Here is a 17,767-nt window from a genome sequence, read left to right as displayed (position 1 = left end):
AGCGCCGCTTCCCGCCCCGGGTGAAGCGCCGCTTCCAGCCCCGGGTGAAGCGCCGGTTCCACCCGATATCGTGGCCACGATGCAGGCGCTCGCGGCGCTCGACACAAGCGCGGAAGGCATCGGGCTGAGCGCGCCCCCCGCGGGAGCTCCCGCGCTGCTCCGCGCCTTGAAGGCCGAGCTCCGAGGCGTCGTCGGGCGCGCGCTCGACGCGGTCGAGGGCGCGCCGGCCGCCGCACGCGAGCGCGCGATGGCGGAGCTCGGGCGCCTCGGCGTCCGCCCCGCCGGCGAGGAACGGCGGTGGGGCAGCCTGCTCGACGTCCGCATCGAGCAGCCCGCGGCGCACCCCGCGCTCCGGGTCGCGCTCGTCACGCTCGCGGTCCCGTGCGGCGAGGACTCGTCTCTCTACGTCTTCGAGCGGGGCCGGGCGGGCTTTCGCCTCGCGCTCGCCCACGAGAGCGATCCGTCGGAGTGGACGTCCGAGGGAAACCGGCTGTCTTATGGCTTCCTCACGGGCCAACCGAAGGGGCGCTGGGCGCTGGCCGTCTCGAGCGCAGAGTCGTCCTGTGTCTCGCTCTGGAGGACGCTGACCACGAGGGTGCTGCTGGAGGGAACAGACCCGCTGCACCCGCGCGCGGCCTTCGCGAACAGCCTCCGATTCCACATGCCGGCCGGCTACACCCTCGCGGTGTCGGCCAGGGGCTTCACGCTGCGCTGGACAGGCGACCCGACCTTCCTCCCATGGTACCCGCGCTGGGACGCCCTCGCCGCGCGCTACACGGTGGAAGGCGACAGCGTGCGTCGAGCGCCGCCCCTCGCCCCTGACGCGGAGTCGTTCGTGTACGCCTGGCTCGGGCTCGAGTGGGCAGAGGCCGAGCGCTGGCTCTGCCCAGCGGCATCGCCGTCCGCAGGCGAGCGCTGGCACCGGGAGCTGCGCGCAGCGCTGCCAGGGCTCGCGTCGACACCGCAGCTCGGCGCGTGCGGGGGCCCCGACGGGGAAGATCCCACGACGTGCGAGGACGTGGAGCTGTGGCTGACGCGCCCGGGCCTCGCCCGGTCGACCGCGACTACCCACGTCCTCCTGGCGAAGCAGGGCGCGGACCGCTGCGTCGAGCGCGTGTTTTCGAGGGTGAAGCCATGAGAGGTCCGGGCAGCGGCTCGGTCGAAAGCAGGATGCTCGCGGCGGCGATCGCGCGGCCGGCGTGGCGGCGCCTGCGCGGACTGGCCCTCTCTTGCGCGGCCTGCCTGTCGCTCGCGCTCACGGCGTGCGCGGCCCCCGCGCCCGAGGCGAGAGGACCTCTGGTACCTCGGCCGGCAGCGCGGCCCGTGGCGCACGGCGCGCCCACAGTCCCCGCCACAGCCCTCTCAACAGCCCTCTCAACAGCCCCCTCAACAGCCCCCCCAGCGGACGACGCCTCGGACCTCGTGAGAGAGGCGCTCGCCCCGTTCTTCGCCGCCCCGAGATCGGGCGCGGCCGACGATCAGGACACGTGGCTGGCGCCGCGGGTGAGCGTGGAGAAGCTGCCGGCGGAGTGCTGGGAGCTGGCGCCGGAGCAGGACGCAGCCGGGCTGGCGATGGTCGCGCTGCATCGGCGCGAACGCGGCCCCGTCCAGTGCGCTCCGTTCAGCGCGCGCCTCGCGCCGTTCGCCACGTTCGTCGTCGACAGGCGCGCTGGCACCGTGCGCTGGTGGGACGAAGCTACGCCCCGGCCGATGCGCGAGTTCCTCGCGGCGCGCGAGGAGTCCCTGAGAGCAGCCGTCTCGGCGCTGGAGAAGCGCTTCATCGACGACGCCATCGACTGGGGAGGCACGACCGCGCTCCACGTCGAGGACGAGACGGCCACGCACCTCCACGTGTCCGTGCTCTCGTCCGACGGCCGCAAACGGCTCGCGCGCTTCCGCATCGACAGGCGCACGCACGAGCTCTCGTGGGACGACAACGGCGAGCTCCGCGGCTACGGGGCGTTCAAGGCGAGCTGGTACCGGGACCATCACCCGGCGGTCATCGCGCTCGGCCAGCTGCTCGAATGGAAGTGGTCCGGGGTCGATTCGCTCACGCTGGAGGCATCCCACGGCCACGTCTTCGATCTCATCGCGCGAGCCGACGAGACCTGCTCCCCGGCGAGCACCCTGTGCACGACGGAGCGATTCCGCGTCGATATGCGGCGCGGCGCGGCGATGTGGCACGACGGCAAGGCCTACGTGCCCATCGAGCGATTTCTCCAGGACCTGGAGCGGAAGGGGCAAAGGGCCGTCCTCCTGGCCAGGGCCTGGGCGCTGAAGCGACGAGGGCCCGCCGGCGCCTCCTGCATCGCCTTCCGGCCCGAGAGCGTCGACAGGGCGAGCGCGCACGTCCGGATGCACCTCGCCCCGCCGTGCAACACCTCCCCGATGCTGATGACGCTGGCCTGGTACTTCGTGGATCTCCGCACAGGCAAGGTGTGCTCGTCCGAGGACGAGAAGTGCGCGCCGGAGGCCGGACAGGAGAGGCCATGACATCGTCCAGCAGGGCTCCGGCGCCATGAGGTCGCCCGCCGAGGTGCCCTCGCCGCCGCCCTCACCACCCGCCGAACGGTGCTGACAAGCGAAGCCGTCCGTCCGATACTCTCGCGGCTTGCCGCACAGCGCCGCTAGCCATCAGCAGACGACCGGGAGCCGGACGTGACGACGCGGATGCGCTCCCGCCGCGGGCGCGCCGCAGAAGCGGCATGGCCACACGGGTGCCCCGTGCTACCCATTTCCGCTTGGGATCGCGTCACGACGGAGCGCCGGCGCTGAGGACCACCGAGGATCCTGCCACCATGTCGCCCGATAGAGCCATCGGCATCATGTGCCCCGACATCTGGGGCAGCTATGTTTGCGAGCTTCTCGGCGGTATCCAGTCGGCCGCCGCGCGCGCTGGATATCGGGTGCTCGCCATCAGGGCGTCCCCGCGAGACGTTCACAGGCTGCGGCTCGCGCGAGACCAGGTCGACGGGTGGATCGCGCTCATCGACGCGGCGGAACTCGAGCCCTTCCTCGACGATGGGCGGCCCGTCGTGACCCTCAGCGCGCGCCCCAAAGAGGACGCGCGCTGTCCCTACGTCCTGCCCGACAACCACGGTGGCGCCCTCTCGGCCGTACGCCACCTGCTCGACCACGGGCACGAGCGGATCGTCTTCGCGGGGCACATGGCGCACGAGGACATCCGGCAGCGCTTCCAGGCCTACCGGGACGCGCTCGAGGAGCGCGGCATCTCGTTCGACCCCGACCTCGTCTTCGATCTCCCGAACAACGAGCGGGCGAGCGGTCGGCTCGCCGTGCAGCGGCTGCTGGAAGAGGGCGTCACCTGCACCGCGATGTTCATGTCGGCCGACAAGGAGGCGCTCGGGGTCCTCGACGCGTTCGCCGAGGCTGGCATCCGCGTCCCCGAGGACATCGCGCTCGTCGGGTTCGACGACATCGAGGCGGCCCGGTACGCCTCGCCGCCGCTGACGACGGTCCGCCAGCGGTTCGACCGGCTCGGCGGGACGGCCGCCGAGCTGCTCATCGACCTCCTCGCCGGGCGGGAGCTCCCCTGCGCGGGGCACATCGCGCCGACGACCCTGGTCCTGCGCCGCTCCTGCGGCTGCTCGCCCGCCCCGGCGCTGCGCGACGCGCCCCCGTCGTCCCGCAGCGCCGCTGCGCCGGCCAGCGGGCCCCCGTCGTCCCGCAGCGCCGCCGCGCCGTCCGGCGCGCTCGCGCGGGAGCTCGCCGCGCTCGCGAGCGCCTCGACATCCCTCGATCCGAGCTCGCCGGCGGAAGAGGCCTGGGCCGGGGCGACGGAGGTGGTCCTCGGGCTCGAGGCCGCCGTCTGGGGCAGGCCCGGCCCCGCCGCCGCGGCGCTGGAGAGGGCCTGGCGGGAGGCCGCGGAGCAGATGCCCGACATCGACCAGCTCCTCGAGATGGTCGACCGGCTGGAGCGGGCCGGCCAGAGGATGCTCAGCGGCGCGGGGGACGCCGCCGCAGAGCGGCGCGTCGCGGCGTACATCCGGGCGGCCCGGCGCGCCATGATGGAGGGCCGGGTGGCCATCGAGGCGGCCCGCGCCGACTACCTGAACGGCCTGCTCGACATCAACCTCGTCATCCGGGAGACGCTCCTGGCGGACGCGGGCGGCGGCGGGAGCAAGCTGAGCTGGCTCTCCGCGGTGCAGATGAGCTGGGGCTGCCTCGCCGTGTGGGAAGCGCCCGGGGACACGGGTCGCGCGCTGCGGATCGTCGAGAGCTGCTCCCCCGGGGCGACGACGGCCTCGCCCGAAGCGGGCGCGCGCGTCGCGGCCGAGGCGTTCCCGCGCCGCGAGTGGCTGCCAGCCGCCGCCCAGCGCGACGACCACGTCCTCCGGCTCATCCCGCTCCGGGGCGAGGGTGAGGATCGCGGCGTCCTCGCCGTCTGCGCCCCTGTGAGCAGCCCGCTCGGGCTGGATCACCGGGACATGGAGATGTGGGTGGCGATGCTCACCGCGGCGCTCGAGCGCGCGGCGCTGATCGAGTCGCTGATCGAGCAGGAGCAGCAGGCGCGCGCCGCCTACGAGCGCGAGCGCGCCCTCGCGGACGACGTGCGCCAGCTCGGGTGCCCGGTCATCCCGCTCGACCAGGGCGTGCTGCTCGTGCCGCTCGTCGGAGCCATCGATCTGGAGCGCGCGCGCCACGTGCTCGAGGTGGTGCTCGCGGAGCTCAGCCGCCAGGAAGCCGAGGTGCTGCTGATGGATATCACCGGCGTGCCCTTCGCCGACATGCAGGTCGCGGCGTCGCTGATGAAGACGACCCGCGCCGCCCTCCTGCTCGGCGCCGAGGTCATCGTCGTGGGGATGCGGCCGCAGGTCGCGCAGGGGTTCATCCGCCTCGGCATCGACCTCCAGGGCATGACGCTCCACCAGACCCTCGGCAGCGCGCTCTCGGCGCTGCGCGGCAGGCGGCAGCCGCTCAAGGCGCCGCCGGGCCCCCGCGCCTGAGCCCCCGGCGCGCGCCGCGCCTCGGCTCCGCTATTCCGCTGCGTCTGGCCTCGCCGCGGCGGCCCCGCGGGCGCGGCGGCCGCGCTTGCCTTCCCCCGGTTCCCCCGGCGCGCCGCGCGCGGCGCGCGGCTTGCCCCTATTGACGCCGACCCGCCGCACGAACGACAGGAACCGCCGGAGCGTGGGTGAGGCGTCGTCGGCGCGCCACGCGACGAGCAGGTCGGTCGACGGCGCGCCGACGATCGGCCGCAGCGCGAGCCCCTTGCGCCCGACATTCTTGATGGATTCCGGCAGGATAGAGACGCCGAACCCCGCGGCCACCAGGCTCAGGATGTCGAGGTGCAGCGCCTCCTGCGCGATGCGCGGGGAGAAGCCCGCCTCGCGGCAGAGCCCCATCACCAGGTCGAAGAAGGCCGACCCGCGCTGGCGCGGGAACACGACGAACGGCTCGCGCGACAGGAGCTCGAGCGGGATGCGCTTCCGCGCGGCGAGCGGGTGGTCGGCCGGCAGGGCGACGAGGAGCGGCTCGCGCCGGACGCACTCGGACGCGAGCCGGGGGTCGTGGAGCGGCGCCCTCACGAAGCCGACGTCGATGCGCCCGTCCTTGAGCGCCTCGATCTGCTCCTGCGGCGGCATCTCGCGCAGCGCGAGCTCCACGGCGGGGAGCTCGCCGCGAAAGGTGCGGACCAGCTCGGTGATGCCGCTGTACGCGAGCGACGACAGGTAGCCGAGCACGAGGCGCCCGGTCTCGCCCACGCTCGCGCGCCGGGCCTCGTGCACCGCGAGATCGAGCGCGTCGAAGACCCGCCGGACATGGGCGAGGAACGCCGCGCCCGCGGGCGTCAGCTCGACGCGCCGCCTCGAGCGATCGAAGAGCGAGAACCCGAGCTCGGACTCGAGATCCTGGATCTGCCGGCTCAGCGGCGGCTGGGCGATGCCGAGCCGCTGCGCCGCGCGGCCGAAGTGCCGCTCCTCGGCGACGGCCGTGAAGTACCGGAGGTGGCGCAGATCCATACCTTGAAGGTATCGTGTGATACGAAAGAATAGATTGGACGAACGTCACGGGCACCCTAAATGCGGAGCCTGCCCTCAGGCGCCACCCCCGGCCGGGGCGCTCCGGAGGGGGACGGGAATTGGCCCATGTGGCTCGTCCGGATCGCGCTTCAACGCACGTACACGTTCATCGTGATGTCGATGCTGATCGTCATCCTGGGCGTGTTCACCGTCGCCCGGATGCCGACGGACATCTTCCCGGACATCGACATCCCGGTCCTGTCTGTAATTTTCAACTACGGCGGCCTCCCCCCCGAGGAGATGGAGAAGCGCATCGTCAACAATTACGAGCGCTTCCTCACCACGACCGTCAACGACATCGATCACATCGAGAGCCAGTCGCTCACCGGCATCTCGATCATCAAGATCTTCCTCCAGCCCGGGGCCAGCATCGAGGCCGCCACGGCGCAGGTCACGGCGATCTCGCAGACCGCGATCCGCCAGATGCCGCCCGGGATCAGCCCGCCGCTCATCATCCGTTACAGCGCCTCCAACGTGCCGATCCTCCAGGCCGCGCTGGAGAGCGAGTCGCTGAGCGAGCAGCAGCTCTTCGACTACGCGGTCAACTTCATCCGCGCCGACATCGCCACGATCCGGGGCACGCAGATCCCGTACCCGTACGGCGGGAAGCAGCGGCAGATCATGGTCGACATCGACCCCCAGCGCCTCTTCGCCTGGGGGCTGTCGCCGCGGGACGTGAACGCGGCGCTCGGGCTGCAGAACGTCATCCTGCCCTCCGGCACGGCGAAGATGGGGGAGAACGAGTACCCCGTCATCCTGAACAGCAGCCCCGCGGCCTTCGAGGAGCTCGGCAAGCTGCCGCTCAGGACCGTGAACGGCAGGACCGTGTACCTCCGCGACGTCGCGAGCGTGCGCGACGGGAGCGCGCCGCAGACGAACATGGTGCACGTCGAGGGCAAGCGCAGCGTGCTCCTGAGCATCCTCAAGAACGGGAGCGCGAGCACGCTCGACGTCGCCTCGCGCATCCACGCGATGCTGCCCGCCACGCTGGAGAAGCTCCCGAAGGAGCTCAAGGTCTCGCTGCTCTTCGATCAGTCGGTGTTCGTCCGCGCCGCGGTCTCCGGGGTCGTGCACGAGGCGCTGATCGCCGCGGGGCTCACGGCGCTCATGATCGTGCTGTTCCTCGGGAGCTGGCGCAGCACGCTCATCGTCGTCATCAGCATCCCGCTCTCGATCCTCGTCTCGATCATCGCCCTGAACGCCCTCGGCCACACGCTCAACGTGATGACGCTCGGCGGGATGGCGCTCGCCGTCGGGATCCTCGTCGACGACGCGACCGTGGCCATCGAGAACATCCACAGGAACCTCGGGCAGCGGAAGCCGTTCCTGCGCGCCATCGTCGACGGGGCGCAGGAGATCGCCGTCCCGGCGCTCGTCTCCACGCTCTGCATCTGCATCGTCTTCGTGCCGGTCGCCTTCATCACCGGCGCAGCGCGGTCGCTCTTCGTGCCGATGGCCATGGCGGTCGTCTTCGCCATGCTCACGTCGTACTTCCTGTCGCGGACGCTCGTCCCGACGCTCGTGCGCCTGCTGCTCGAGCGCGAGGCGGCGGAGCACGCGCACGGCCACGCCGCTCCCCAAGGCCTCTTCGGGCGCGTCTTCGCCGCGTTCAACCGCGCCTTCGACCGGCTGCGGGCGGCGTACGGCGGGTGGCTCGCGTGGGCGCTCGCGCACCGGGCCCTGTTCGTCGGGGCGTTCCTTGCGCTCGTCGCCGCCTCGGTCGCGCTGATCCCGCTCCTCGGCCGCGACTTCTTCCCGACCGTCGACGCGGGGCTCATCAAGCTCCACGTGCGCGGCCCGCCGGGCACCCGCCTCGAGGAGAGCGAGCGGCGCTTCGCCCGGATCGAGGAGACCATCCGCGGCGCGCTCCCGCCGGGCGAGATCCGGACGATGCTCGACAGCATCGGGATCCCGGCGAGCGGCATCAACCTGTCGCTCAGCGAGGGCGCGCAGATCTCGTCGGCCGACGGGCAGATCTTCATCGCGCTCGCGGAGCACCACCGGCCCACGGCCGACCACGTCCGGGCGCTCCGCGCGAGGCTCAACGCGGCGTACCCCGACACGACGTTCTTCTTCCTCGCCCCCGACATCTCGACGCAGGTGCTGAACTTCGGCCTCGCGGCGCCGATCAACGTCCAGGTCGTCGGCCCGATCGGCAAGGAGGACGAGACCTACGCCGTCGCGCTGAAGATCGCCGATCGCATGGAGAGGATCCCCGGCGCCGTCGACGTCCACCTCGCGCAGGTGCCGGCGAGGCCGCAGCTCCGCATCGACGTCGACCGCACCATGGCCGACCAGCTGGGGCTCAGCCAGCGCGACGTGGCGAGCGACGTGCTCGTCTCGCTCTCGTCGAGCGGGCAGACGTCACCGACCTACTGGCTGGACAAGCGCGGCGTGCAGTACCTCGTCGCCGTCCAGACGCCCCAGTACGCGATGGGGTCCATCGACGACGTGAACACGACGCCGCTGTCGACCGGCGACGGCCGCCCCCAGCTCCTGTCCAACGTCGCGTCGATGTCGCGCACGACCGGGCCGGCGAACATCACCCACTACAACGTCGCGAGGACGTTCGACGTCCAGGCGAACGTCGACGGCACCGACCTCGGCTCGGTCGCGGGCGCCGTCGCGCGCGTCGTGGACGAGCTCAGGCCCGAGCTGCCGCGCGGGACGAAGGTGACCATCAAGGGGCAGGCCGAGAGCATGGACACCTCGTTCACGGGGCTCGGCTACGGGCTCCTCTTCGCGGTCGTGCTCGTCTACCTGCTGATGGTCGTGAACTTCCAGTCGTGGCTCGACCCGCTCATCATCCTGATGGCGCTCCCGGGCGCGGTGGCCGGCATCGCGTGGGTGCTCTTCGTGACGCACACGACGCTGAGCGTGCCCGCGCTCATGGGCTCGATCATGTGCGTCGGCGTCGCCACGGCGAACAGCATCCTCGTCGTGACGTTCGCGAACGACCAGCGCAAGCTGGGCCGCGACGCGGGCACCGCGGCCCTCGCCGCGGGCATGACGCGCCTCAGGCCGGTGCTCATGACGGCGCTCGCGATGATCTTCGGCATGCTGCCCATGTCGCTCGGCCTGGGCGAGGGCGGCGAGCAGAACGCCCCGCTGGGGCGCGCGGTCATCGGCGGTCTCCTCGTCGCGACGCTGAGCACCCTCTTCTTCGTGCCCGTGATGTACAGCCTCCTCCGGAACAAGGCCCCGGCCAGAGACCTGCTCGCAGAGGACCTATGAGCTCCCCCGCCCGCCGCGCCCCTGTCCCCCCGACGTCTGCTCCCCCGCCTCCGGGCAGCCCTGCCGACGACCTCGGGTTCGATCTGCCGCCGCCCGCCGTGCTGACGAGGACGCGCGGCCTCGCCCTCGGCGTGGGCCTCGTCGTCGTGCTCGGGGCGGCCTTCGCCGCGGCCTACCTGCCCCGCCGGAACGCCCGCGCCGCGCTCGAGCAGGGCGCGCGGGCCGCCGAGGGCGCGGCCCCGCGCGTGGGGGTCGTCGCGCCGCAGCCGGTGTCGAGCGACAGGGCGCTCGTCCTGCCCGGGAGCATCCAGCCCCTCGCGGAGACGGTCGTCTACCCGCGCGTGAGCGGCTACGTGCGGAAGTGGACCGTCGACATCGGCGACAAGGTCGAGGAGGGGCAGATCCTCGCCGAGATCGACACGCCCGAGCTCGACCAGGAGCTCGCGCAGGCCCGCGCGCAGCTCGTGCAGGCGAGCGCCGGCCTCGTGCAGGCCGAGGCCAACCGCGACCTGTCGAGGTCGAGCGTGAAGCGCTACGAGCAGCTCGTCCCCGCGGGCGTGGCGCCGCAGGAGGAGCTCGAGCAGCGGCAGGGGCAGGCGCACGTCGCCGAGGCGAGCGTCACGGTGGCGCGGGCGGCGATCACCGCGCAGCAGGCGAACGTCCAGCGCATCCTCGACCAGAAGAAGTTCGCGAAGGTCGCCGCGCCGTTCGCGGGGACGGTCACCTCGCGCACGATCGAGCGGGGGGCGCTGGTCACGGCGGGCAACGGGACGCCGCTCTTCACCATCGCGGCGACCGACCCCGTGCGCGTCTTCGTTGGCGTCCCGCAGGACGTGGCGCCCAGCGTGCGGGTCGACGCGCCGGCGAAGGTCACGGTGCGCGAGTTCGCGGGGCAGCCGTTCCAGGGCACGATCGCGCGCACGGCCGGCGCGCTCGACGCGGCGACCCGGACGATGAACACGGAGGTGCGGGTGCCGAACCCCGACGGCCGGCTGCTCGCGGGCATGTACGCGGAGGTCGCCCTGACCTTGCCCACGCCGCACCGCGTGCTCGAGATCCCGGCGACGGCGCTCTACAACGACGCCAAGGGGCTCCGCGTGGCCGTCATCGACCCCGGGAGCAGGATCCGCTTCGCGCCGATCGTCGTCGAGCGCGACACGGGCGCGACGATCCACGTGTCGACCGGGCTCGACGGGAGCGAGCGCATCGTGAAGCTCGCGAGCGCGGAGCTGAGCGAGGGGATGGCGGTCGAGATCCTCCCTGAAGCGCCGCCGCCACCTCCTCCGGGCGGGGCGAACCGCTGAAGTAAGCCTCGATCGCGTCGAGCTCCCGGGTAAACAGCGCCCTGGAGAACGCCGGGCGGTGGGGTACCTACTCCATCCTGCCGGAATGATGGGGCCGCCAAGACGCCATAAGACGCCAAGATTCTGATGTCACGCCGTGACAATGTCACGATGTCACGCCTGACGATGTCACGATGTCACGCCTCCGCGAGCGTGCCCTCTTGCGGCGCAGCAGCGCGCCGAGCCACTCCCCTCCTCCTCGCGAGCGGCGCGACGCCGGGCGGAGGCGGCGCCCGGCGCGGCGCTGTCGGGGGCGTCAGGAGCTCGCAAGTGGCTGATATGCGATGCATTTCCGCGGGCTCCAGGCGACGCAACGGCCGCTCCTGAGCGGCGCCCGGCCGTCGTCGCGGCCACCAAGGCGCGCGCACCGCGCGGGGCGCGCGGCTCGCCGGAGCGCCGCGCGGCCCGCTGGCACGAAGGGTGGATAAGCGCCTGACGGGGCGCGGGCGAAGAGGCGCTCCGAGAGCCGATGACCCCAATAGCCCTTCGCCCCGCCCCGCGGCGCGCCGCGGCTGCACCACCGTTCAAGGAAGGAATCGCGAACATGAGAGCCAGTAGCTTGATCTTCTGTGGAGCCGCGGCCGCCGCCTTCGTCGGCATGGCGCCGTCGGCGCACGCCCAAGACACGTACCCTCTGTCGGGGGTAATCTACTCCCTCCGCACGGACACCCCGGCATCGGCGGGTCTGTCCAGCGCCCTCCTCGACCAGGCGGTCAACGAGCTGGAGGATGCGGTCGACGACGGGGATATCAACGGCGCGGTCCTCCTGGTCGCCCGCCGGGGCCGGATCGTGCTCCACACCGCCGTGGGCACGAGGGACGGCCTGAACGAGGACGATCCGAGCATGCCCTCGGTGCCGATGCCGCTCGATGGGATCTTCGATCTCGAGTCCATGACCAAGCCGTTCACCGTCTTTCTCGCGATGAGAATGCAAGAGTCCGGGAATTACCCGGGGTTCAACATCAACAACACGGTCGCGACGTATTTCTCGGAGTTCGCCGTCTCCTCGGTCAACAACAAGAGCTCTGTCACGATCAGGGATCTGATGAGCTATGTATCGGGGGAGGATATCGACTACTTCGACGACAGCAACCCGAACGGCCTCTTCGACGACGCCGACCCCTGGCACTCGATGCTCGACGCGCCGCTGGCCCGCCCGCGGGGGACGAAGGTCGTCTACAGCGATCTCGGCTTTCGGATCCTGGGCCACGTGCTGGAGACGGTCGGCGCCGACTCGCTCCAGAACCTGATGAAGACGTACATCTTCAACCCGCTGCAAATGAATGACACGGGCTTTCAGCCGTGGCTCAACATGCCGGAGAAGGAGGACCGCTTCGTCGGCACGGCGTGGTCCGCGGCGCGCGAGCGTTATCTCCGGGGCGAGGTGCAGGACGAGACCGACTACTTCCTCGAAGGGGACGGCCCGGACCCGGCCGAGCACCTCACCGGGTGCGACGGCCTGTTCTCGACCGCGAGCGATCTGGCGAAGTTCGCCCAGATGATGTTGAACCGGGGCAAGCGCGTCTACAGCTGCAACCCTCCCCCTTTCGGCAAATGCATAAGCACCCTGCTCCCTGCCCAGACCGTGTTCGACATGACCACGAACCAGACAGGCTCGCTCAATCTCAACAGGTCGGCCTGGACGTACTCCGAGAACCTGCTCTACTCGCGCAAGGGGTACGGCTGGGAGATGTGGGACGCAGGCATGTGGCCCGGCGGGGAGTCGACATCGACCGTCGCCTACAGCAAGACAGGCGCTGCAGGGACGCTCATGGTGCTCGATCCTGAGCCGAGCCGCGAGATGTTCGCGATCCTGCTCACGAACCACGGGCTGCCGAGCTTCGAGCACTTCACCGTCGACCCGGTGACGGGCAAGATGTCCTGGGAGGACTTCGACTGGATGCTCGGTGACATCCGGGCCAACGAGGTCATGACCAAGGTCTACGGGTCCCTCGCCTGGTGACCCGTCCCGCGGAGGCGACGCGCGGGCCGAGCCGCTGCAGCCGGGCCACCGCCTCCTCGCGCGGCGTGCTCCGGGCCCATTCGAGGGCGCGCGCCGCGCGTGGCCGATATGCCATGCATTTGCCTTCGAGGGGCAAGGAAGTTTGCCAGGTGGGGCAAGAACGTTTGCCCTTATCGCATCTCCGACCGTGAGGTACCACCTCCGTACCAGGGAACGGTCCTCGTACGAGCACCGCAACGCGACGGCCGCACCGCTGGAGCGACAGACACCGACAGCATGAATGGAGGCGGAGCATGACACACGACATCAAGAGCGCACAAGGCACACTCCTCGAAGGCCAGGACGACTGCACCGTGGCCCGACCCAAGGATGACCGGCGAGGTCGGTCGGGCGGGAAGGGCCGAGGCATGAGGCTTCTCGCGAAGCTCGGCGGGATGATCGCCGTCCTCGCCTCCACGGCGCTCGCGGGCTGCATCGCGCAGGAGGGCGATGAGGCCCTGAGCGACGAGGCCCTGAGCGAGGAGACCGTGGAAGAGGCGGAGCAGGCTCTCCAGGTCGGCCTCACGTCGGTGACCTGCAACAGCGGCTGGCCTGGCACACGAGGCTGCTTCAAGCAGATCGTGAGCGCGACGGACATCGTCCCCGGCACGGTCACCGCACAAGTCGATGGCCACAACGGCGCTGTTGGGTTTAGCGCTTCACAGACTGGGCCCCGGACCATCGACTTCTCGGCGAGCATCCGCGAGGGCGACGCGTTCAACTCGGGGAAGAACACGACCAAGTTCCTCGTGACGTGGGTGCGCCAGTAGCGGCGGGACCCGGACCCGACCCGGGTTGGGGCCCCGGTCGGGTCGCCCCATAGGCCAACCCCGATCGGGTCGCTCCAACTCCGGGGACGGACGTGTACGGATCAGCGGACGGAGCGGCCGACCGTCTCGGCCTTCGCCCACATCTGCGCAAAGCCTTCGGCTCCGTTATAGAGCCGGTCGACGAGCTGCTCTCCGTCCGGAAGCGCCTCGATGTGCTTGAGGAAGTCCGGGAAGAGCCCGATGTGGACGACCCCCTCCTCGTTGTAATCCCACGAGCGGCTCCCCATCCGGGCCTTGGGGAAGCTGGAGTAATCGACGCAGGCCTTGGCGGCCGGATCAACGCACCGATACACGATCTCCATGGCCTGCGTACAGAACGTGCGCGTCGCGGCCCGGACACCGGCGCGGCGGTATTCGTCCGGAGACGGAGCCTTGTAAGAGCAGGACGCCTTGTCGTTGCAGGCGCGGCCGACGAGGCCCGTGAGATTTCCGCTGGTCTGGATGTCGAGGCAGCCGATGCGCGCGGAGCGCACGTCGATCTTGCCCCCTGTGCACCGGAGCTGCGCGGGCGGGTGGCCCCAGGCGTCGCCTGGCACCGTCACCGCCTGGTCCCGGGGCGCCTGGCACCCGGGAGATCGCGGCATTTCGACCATCCCGTTGATGTCCGAGCCGAGGGTAATCTGGAGCGGCTTGCCGCCGGATGTGATCGCCGCCACTTTGGCTGCGTTCCGCAGGAAGGTCTGTGCGTCAGAGCCGCCGAGTCCGACGCCCGCGAGCCCGCCGCGCGCCGCGATCTCCATGTACTGCGCGTTGGTCCGGCTATTCTCATTGCTGCGCGAGCCGCGGAGCCCGTTGTGCCCCGAGACGAGCGGATACGCGCCGCCAGGCGTCGACCCGGTGAACGTCAGCACGTCGCTCACCATCTTCTGGGACATGTGATCGACGTCGATGACCATCCCGAGCTTCATCATCTCGTTGATGGCGACGCGGCCCATGGGCAGGATCCCCAGCCGGTTCTTGTGGCCTTGATCCCGCTTGCAGCTCGGAAGCGGGATGTGACCGCCGGCGTCGCCGAGCTTCATCAGCTTGAAGAGATCGTTCCCCGACTGGATCTGCTTCGTGATGCCCTCTCCATGGGAGCACTCGAGATCCCACCATTTCCCCGTCTGGAAGCGGTTGGCGCGCGCCACCTCGTCCTCGTAGGCGGCGGTGCCGCCGAAGAGGTTGTCGGTGAGGTGGACCGGGAACACGTAGCGGACGCCGAGGCCGTGCAGGCGCCTGATCTCCGCGCGGATCTGGGCCTCCGTGGGCGACATCTTGTTCCACACGAAATTGCCGAGGTCGTCCAGCTCGACGCCGACGATCACCGCGAGTTTGTTCTTCTCCACGATGCGCCGGAGATCGCCGGATGAACGGGCGATCTCCATCCACGTGTCGTGCTTGCCGACGAAGCGGACGAGCTCCTCGATCTGGAGATTGCCCGAATCCCTGTCGTCGATAGGTGAGTTCGCTTCGATGCCGTGGGCGAGCGTGCGGCTATTGACGGCCAGCGCGACCATCACCCGGAGGCCCCCCTCCTTCGCGCGCTGGATCCAGTCGACCCACATCTGCTGGTGCAGGATATCGTTGTGCGCCGGGAAGTGCGCGAACGTCGGGTAGCCCACGGGGCGCTCGACCTGGAACGAGCGGATACCGTGCGATTTCGCCATTTCCCCGAGCACGATCTGGCGGACGTGATTCCCGCACTTGTTTTTGAACAAATCGTGACCTCGGTGCGTGCTGTAGCTGGTTCCCAGCGCCTCCGCGATGTTGGCGGCGCGCCGCATTTTCTCGTTGCACGTGGAGCCTGATACGCCTTGACCGCTGGGATTGTAGATGGTCCCCGGCGCCATGAGCACGTCGACGTCGGGAGCGCCGTGGACCACGTGCCCCCCGAAGCCGAGGTGCGCCATCGGGTGGGTGTGGAGATCGGCGAACCCGCGCAGCGGCCGGCCGGGGGCGTTCAGCGCGGGATCGAAGATCGGCGAGCGCCGCGCCTGCGCGCTCGCGGGGCCGGAGGCCGCGAACGTCAGCGCGGCCGCGGCGAGCGCAGCGGCGAGCGCAATCGAGGTTGGAGCCAACCCAGGACCTGTCATCGGGCTATTTTTCTTCATGCCGATCTATCCTTCAGAGGTTTGCGAGCTACGGAGCCCATGCGGGCACCCACTTCGGCGCCGAGAGGTACCGCATGGCCAGGGGCGCGATGAGGGCCAATTTTCTTGCCCCCCTGTTTGCGCGCCGTGATCCGGAGGGGCGCTTGCGTTCGCGCCGTGGACAGCCCGCCGCGCCTCGCAGGCAGCGTGATGCGCACGCGTCCCCGCGCGCTCATCGGACCGTCGACTCCGTGGCTGCCGCTCGCTGCTGCGCTCCGTCGTCACACCGGCGCTTCGAGCAGCTCGATCGTGACCTTGGCGCCGCCTTCCGGGAGGTTGGCGCGCAGGACGAGCCCACCGCTCGATTCCACCATGCCGGCCACGAAGCCGAGCCCCTGTCCGGAGCCGCCCGGCTTCGGGCTCGGCGTGTCGTGGAACCCGGGGCCGTCGTCCTTCACCTCGATGGCCACCCGCCCGCCGCCCAGCGGGCGCGCGTCCAGCGTCACGCTGGACGCCCCGCGCTCGCCCGTCCCCTCGCACGCGTTGACGAGGAGGTTGAGGAGCACTCGCTCCAGCACGTCGTGTCCCCCCGCGAACAGGACCGCGGTGCGCTCCGCGCGATCCGTGACGTCGACCTTCACCGCCTGGTAGCGCCGCCGGACGATCCGGAGCGCGCCGCGGGTCGCCTCGCCGATCTCGGCGGGGGCCGTCGCGCGCAGCGCGTCGAGCTCGCGCATCGTCCGATCGCGGATGTGCCCCATGGTCGACGCGACATCCTCGATGCTCTCGCGGAGCTGCTCCAGCTTTCGCAACATGCGCTCGGCGCTCGCGGACTCGACCCGAAGGAGCTCGCGCCGGAGGAGGTCGGTGTCGATGAGGGCGGCCGAGAGCGAGGTCTTCACGTCGTGGTGTTCGTGCAGCATGACGCTCAGGTTCCGCTGCGCGCGCTCGGCGCGCAGCGTGGAGCGCGCCCCGAGCTCGACGACGCGGAGCGTGCGCATCGTGACGAGGAGCGCCGCGCTGGCGGTCGCCAGGAGCAGGAGGAAGAACAGAGACGGCGGTTTCCAGAAAATGCCGTGGCTGCCGTTCAGCACGTGGTCGAGCACGATGAGCACGAGCGCGGAGAGCGCGTTCGCCGCCGTCGCGAGGAGCACCGCTCGGCGGAGGAGCCGGAACGCGCTCACGGACACCGTGATCAGGAGCGCGGCCATATCGGGCACGTACAAGATTCCAGGGTAGCCCTCCCAGGGCCAGAGCACGTTCGGCAGCAGCGCCAGGAAGCACAGGAGCGCGTCGAGGCCGACCGAGACGAGGATCAGGTGAGGGGAGGCATCGATTCGCCGACTCCTCCACCACACGTACAGCGAGGCGGCGACAGCGCCGAGGAGGAGCGGAACCTCGGTGAGCGAGCGAGCGTAAGCGCCTGGCGACGGCGGACCACTGACGGCGAGGAACCGCGCGAGGAGGGCCGCGCAGAAGACGCTCCGCGCGATGGAGGCGGTGCGCTCACCCCGCAGCGCCTCGCGCGTGATGAGGGCGTCGAGCTGCGCCCCGCTCGGCAGCCCTGGGAAGCTGGCCAGCTCCGCCCTGTTGAGACTATGCGCCTCCATCGACCACAGGCATGCTACCACACCATGCTACGCTGGCTGGTCGTGGAGGACGACGCGAGGCTCAGGCGCGCGCTGCACGAGGCGCTCGAGGCGCGTGGCGCCGAGGTCGTCGCGTGCGCGTCGGTGGCCGAGGCGCATCGCGCGCTCGCGGATGGGGCGTTTCAAGGGATCATCGCCGACGTGATGCTCCCGGACGGGAACGCCGTCGACGTCGTGGAGCGGGCCATGACCTGCGCTGTCGCGCCGACGATCGTGGCCATCAGCGGCTCGGCGAGCCCGGCCGTCTCATTCCGGCTCGCCCAGATGGGCGTGCGCTCGTTCCTGGCGAAGCCGCTGCGCCTCGAGGAGCTGGAGCGCACGATCGACGACGCGCTGACCCGGCCGCCCGATCTCAGGCCTCAGGTGCGCGCGGCGGTGGGGCGGGCGTCGATCCAGGACGTCGAGGAGCAGGTGCGCACCGTCATGGTCGACGAGGCGCTCGCGCGCGCCGGGGGAAACCGCCGGAAGGCGGCAAAGCTCCTGAACGTCTCGCGCCAGCTGCTCCAGCACATCCTCCGGCGGCGATCGTAGGAGAGGCCAACGCCATAGCGCGCGGGCCGTGAACCACGGCAACTTCCTCCTCTACCGCAAGCGGT

11 protein-coding genes are annotated in these 17,767 nt (G+C 70.7%); 8 read left to right on the top strand and 3 right to left on the bottom strand.

Translation table 11 applies throughout. The features are described from left to right. Positions 1-70 precede the first annotated feature (70 nt). The 3 genes from POL72_RS34790 to POL72_RS34780 all read left to right on the top strand — a co-directional run bounded on the left by POL72_RS34790 (position 71) and on the right by POL72_RS34780 (position 4,967). Positions 71-1,138 (top strand): hypothetical protein, encoded by a 1,068-nt coding sequence (locus POL72_RS34790; RefSeq protein WP_272101097.1) that lies wholly within the window; start codon positions 71-73, stop codon positions 1,136-1,138. 284 nt (positions 1,139-1,422) lie between these two features. Continuing rightward, complete coding sequence (locus POL72_RS34785; RefSeq protein WP_272101096.1) at positions 1,423-2,493, top strand: hypothetical protein; 1,071 nt, start codon at positions 1,423-1,425, stop codon at positions 2,491-2,493. A gap of 305 nt (positions 2,494-2,798) precedes the next feature. Continuing rightward, positions 2,799-4,967: a substrate-binding domain-containing protein gene (locus POL72_RS34780; protein WP_272101095.1), complete on the top strand. Its 2,169-nt coding sequence runs from the start codon at positions 2,799-2,801 to the stop codon at positions 4,965-4,967. A 30-nt stretch (positions 4,968-4,997) separates the two neighbouring features. On the opposite strand, the gene POL72_RS34775 is transcribed toward POL72_RS34780, so the two are convergent. Beyond that, entirely contained in the window at positions 4,998-5,981 is a 984-nt protein-coding gene (locus POL72_RS34775) for a LysR substrate-binding domain-containing protein (protein ID WP_272101094.1), read from the bottom strand. Between the two features lie 126 nt (positions 5,982-6,107). Between POL72_RS34775 and POL72_RS34770 the strand changes: the two genes are divergently transcribed. From POL72_RS34770 to POL72_RS34755, 4 genes are all read left to right on the top strand, one after another. Next, positions 6,108-9,275, top strand: a complete 3,168-nt coding sequence (locus POL72_RS34770; protein ID WP_272101093.1) for an efflux RND transporter permease subunit — start codon at positions 6,108-6,110, stop codon at positions 9,273-9,275. After that, positions 9,272-10,579 carry an efflux RND transporter periplasmic adaptor subunit gene (locus POL72_RS34765; RefSeq protein ID WP_272101092.1) on the top strand — a complete coding sequence of 436 codons (1,308 nt, stop codon included), beginning with the start codon at positions 9,272-9,274 and terminating at the stop codon, positions 10,577-10,579. Before POL72_RS34770 ends, POL72_RS34765 begins: the two co-directional genes overlap by 4 nt. Before the next feature lie 583 nt (positions 10,580-11,162). Beyond that, positions 11,163-12,581 carry a serine hydrolase domain-containing protein gene (locus tag POL72_RS34760; RefSeq protein ID WP_272101091.1) on the top strand — a complete coding sequence of 473 codons (1,419 nt, stop codon included), beginning with the start codon at positions 11,163-11,165 and terminating at the stop codon, positions 12,579-12,581. A 293-nt stretch (positions 12,582-12,874) separates the two neighbouring features. Beyond that, on the top strand, positions 12,875-13,390 hold the full coding sequence (locus tag POL72_RS34755; RefSeq protein WP_272101090.1) for a hypothetical protein: 516 nt from the start codon (positions 12,875-12,877) through the stop codon (positions 13,388-13,390). 101 nt (positions 13,391-13,491) lie between these two features. Here the strand turns inward: POL72_RS34755 and POL72_RS34750 are convergent, their stop codons facing one another. Both POL72_RS34750 and POL72_RS34745 read right to left on the bottom strand, forming a co-directional pair. Then, entirely contained in the window at positions 13,492-15,543 is a 2,052-nt protein-coding gene (locus tag POL72_RS34750) for a membrane dipeptidase (protein ID WP_272101089.1), read from the bottom strand. A 260-nt stretch (positions 15,544-15,803) separates the two neighbouring features. Beyond that, positions 15,804-17,132 (bottom strand): ATP-binding protein, encoded by a 1,329-nt coding sequence (locus POL72_RS34745; RefSeq protein WP_272101088.1) that lies wholly within the window; start codon positions 17,130-17,132, stop codon positions 15,804-15,806. A 24-nt stretch (positions 17,133-17,156) separates the two neighbouring features. Between POL72_RS34745 and POL72_RS34740 the strand changes: the two genes are divergently transcribed. Beyond that, positions 17,157-17,702, top strand: coding sequence for a response regulator (locus tag POL72_RS34740; protein WP_272101087.1), 546 nt, complete (start codon positions 17,157-17,159; stop codon positions 17,700-17,702). Positions 17,703-17,767 lie beyond the last annotated feature (65 nt).

It is taken from the genome of Sorangium aterium (genome assembly GCF_028368935.1).
Classification (GTDB): Bacteria; Myxococcota_A; Polyangia; order Polyangiales; family Polyangiaceae; genus Sorangium; species Sorangium atrum.
Note: the sequence above shows the minus strand (reverse complement) of the source record. Positions and strands in the feature narration are given on the sequence as shown.

What these genes read in the sequence shown, in the direction of transcription:
- POL72_RS34780 (WP_272101095.1), top strand. Translation starts at nt 2,799, where the DNA reads ATGTCGCCCGATAGAGCCATCGGCATCATGTGCCCCGACATCTGGGGC.
- POL72_RS34775 (WP_272101094.1), bottom strand. Translation starts at nt 5,981, where the DNA reads ATGGATCTGCGCCACCTCCGGTACTTCACGGCCGTCGCCGAGGAGCGG.
- POL72_RS34770 (WP_272101093.1), top strand. Translation starts at nt 6,108, where the DNA reads ATGTGGCTCGTCCGGATCGCGCTTCAACGCACGTACACGTTCATCGTG.
- POL72_RS34765 (WP_272101092.1), top strand. Translation starts at nt 9,272, where the DNA reads ATGAGCTCCCCCGCCCGCCGCGCCCCTGTCCCCCCGACGTCTGCTCCC.
- POL72_RS34760 (WP_272101091.1), top strand. Translation starts at nt 11,163, where the DNA reads ATGAGAGCCAGTAGCTTGATCTTCTGTGGAGCCGCGGCCGCCGCCTTC.
- POL72_RS34755 (WP_272101090.1), top strand. Translation starts at nt 12,875, where the DNA reads ATGACACACGACATCAAGAGCGCACAAGGCACACTCCTCGAAGGCCAG.
- POL72_RS34750 (WP_272101089.1), bottom strand. Translation starts at nt 15,543, where the DNA reads ATGAAGAAAAATAGCCCGATGACAGGTCCTGGGTTGGCTCCAACCTCG.
- POL72_RS34745 (WP_272101088.1), bottom strand. Translation starts at nt 17,132, where the DNA reads ATGGAGGCGCATAGTCTCAACAGGGCGGAGCTGGCCAGCTTCCCAGGG.
- POL72_RS34740 (WP_272101087.1), top strand. Translation starts at nt 17,157, where the DNA reads ATGCTACGCTGGCTGGTCGTGGAGGACGACGCGAGGCTCAGGCGCGCG.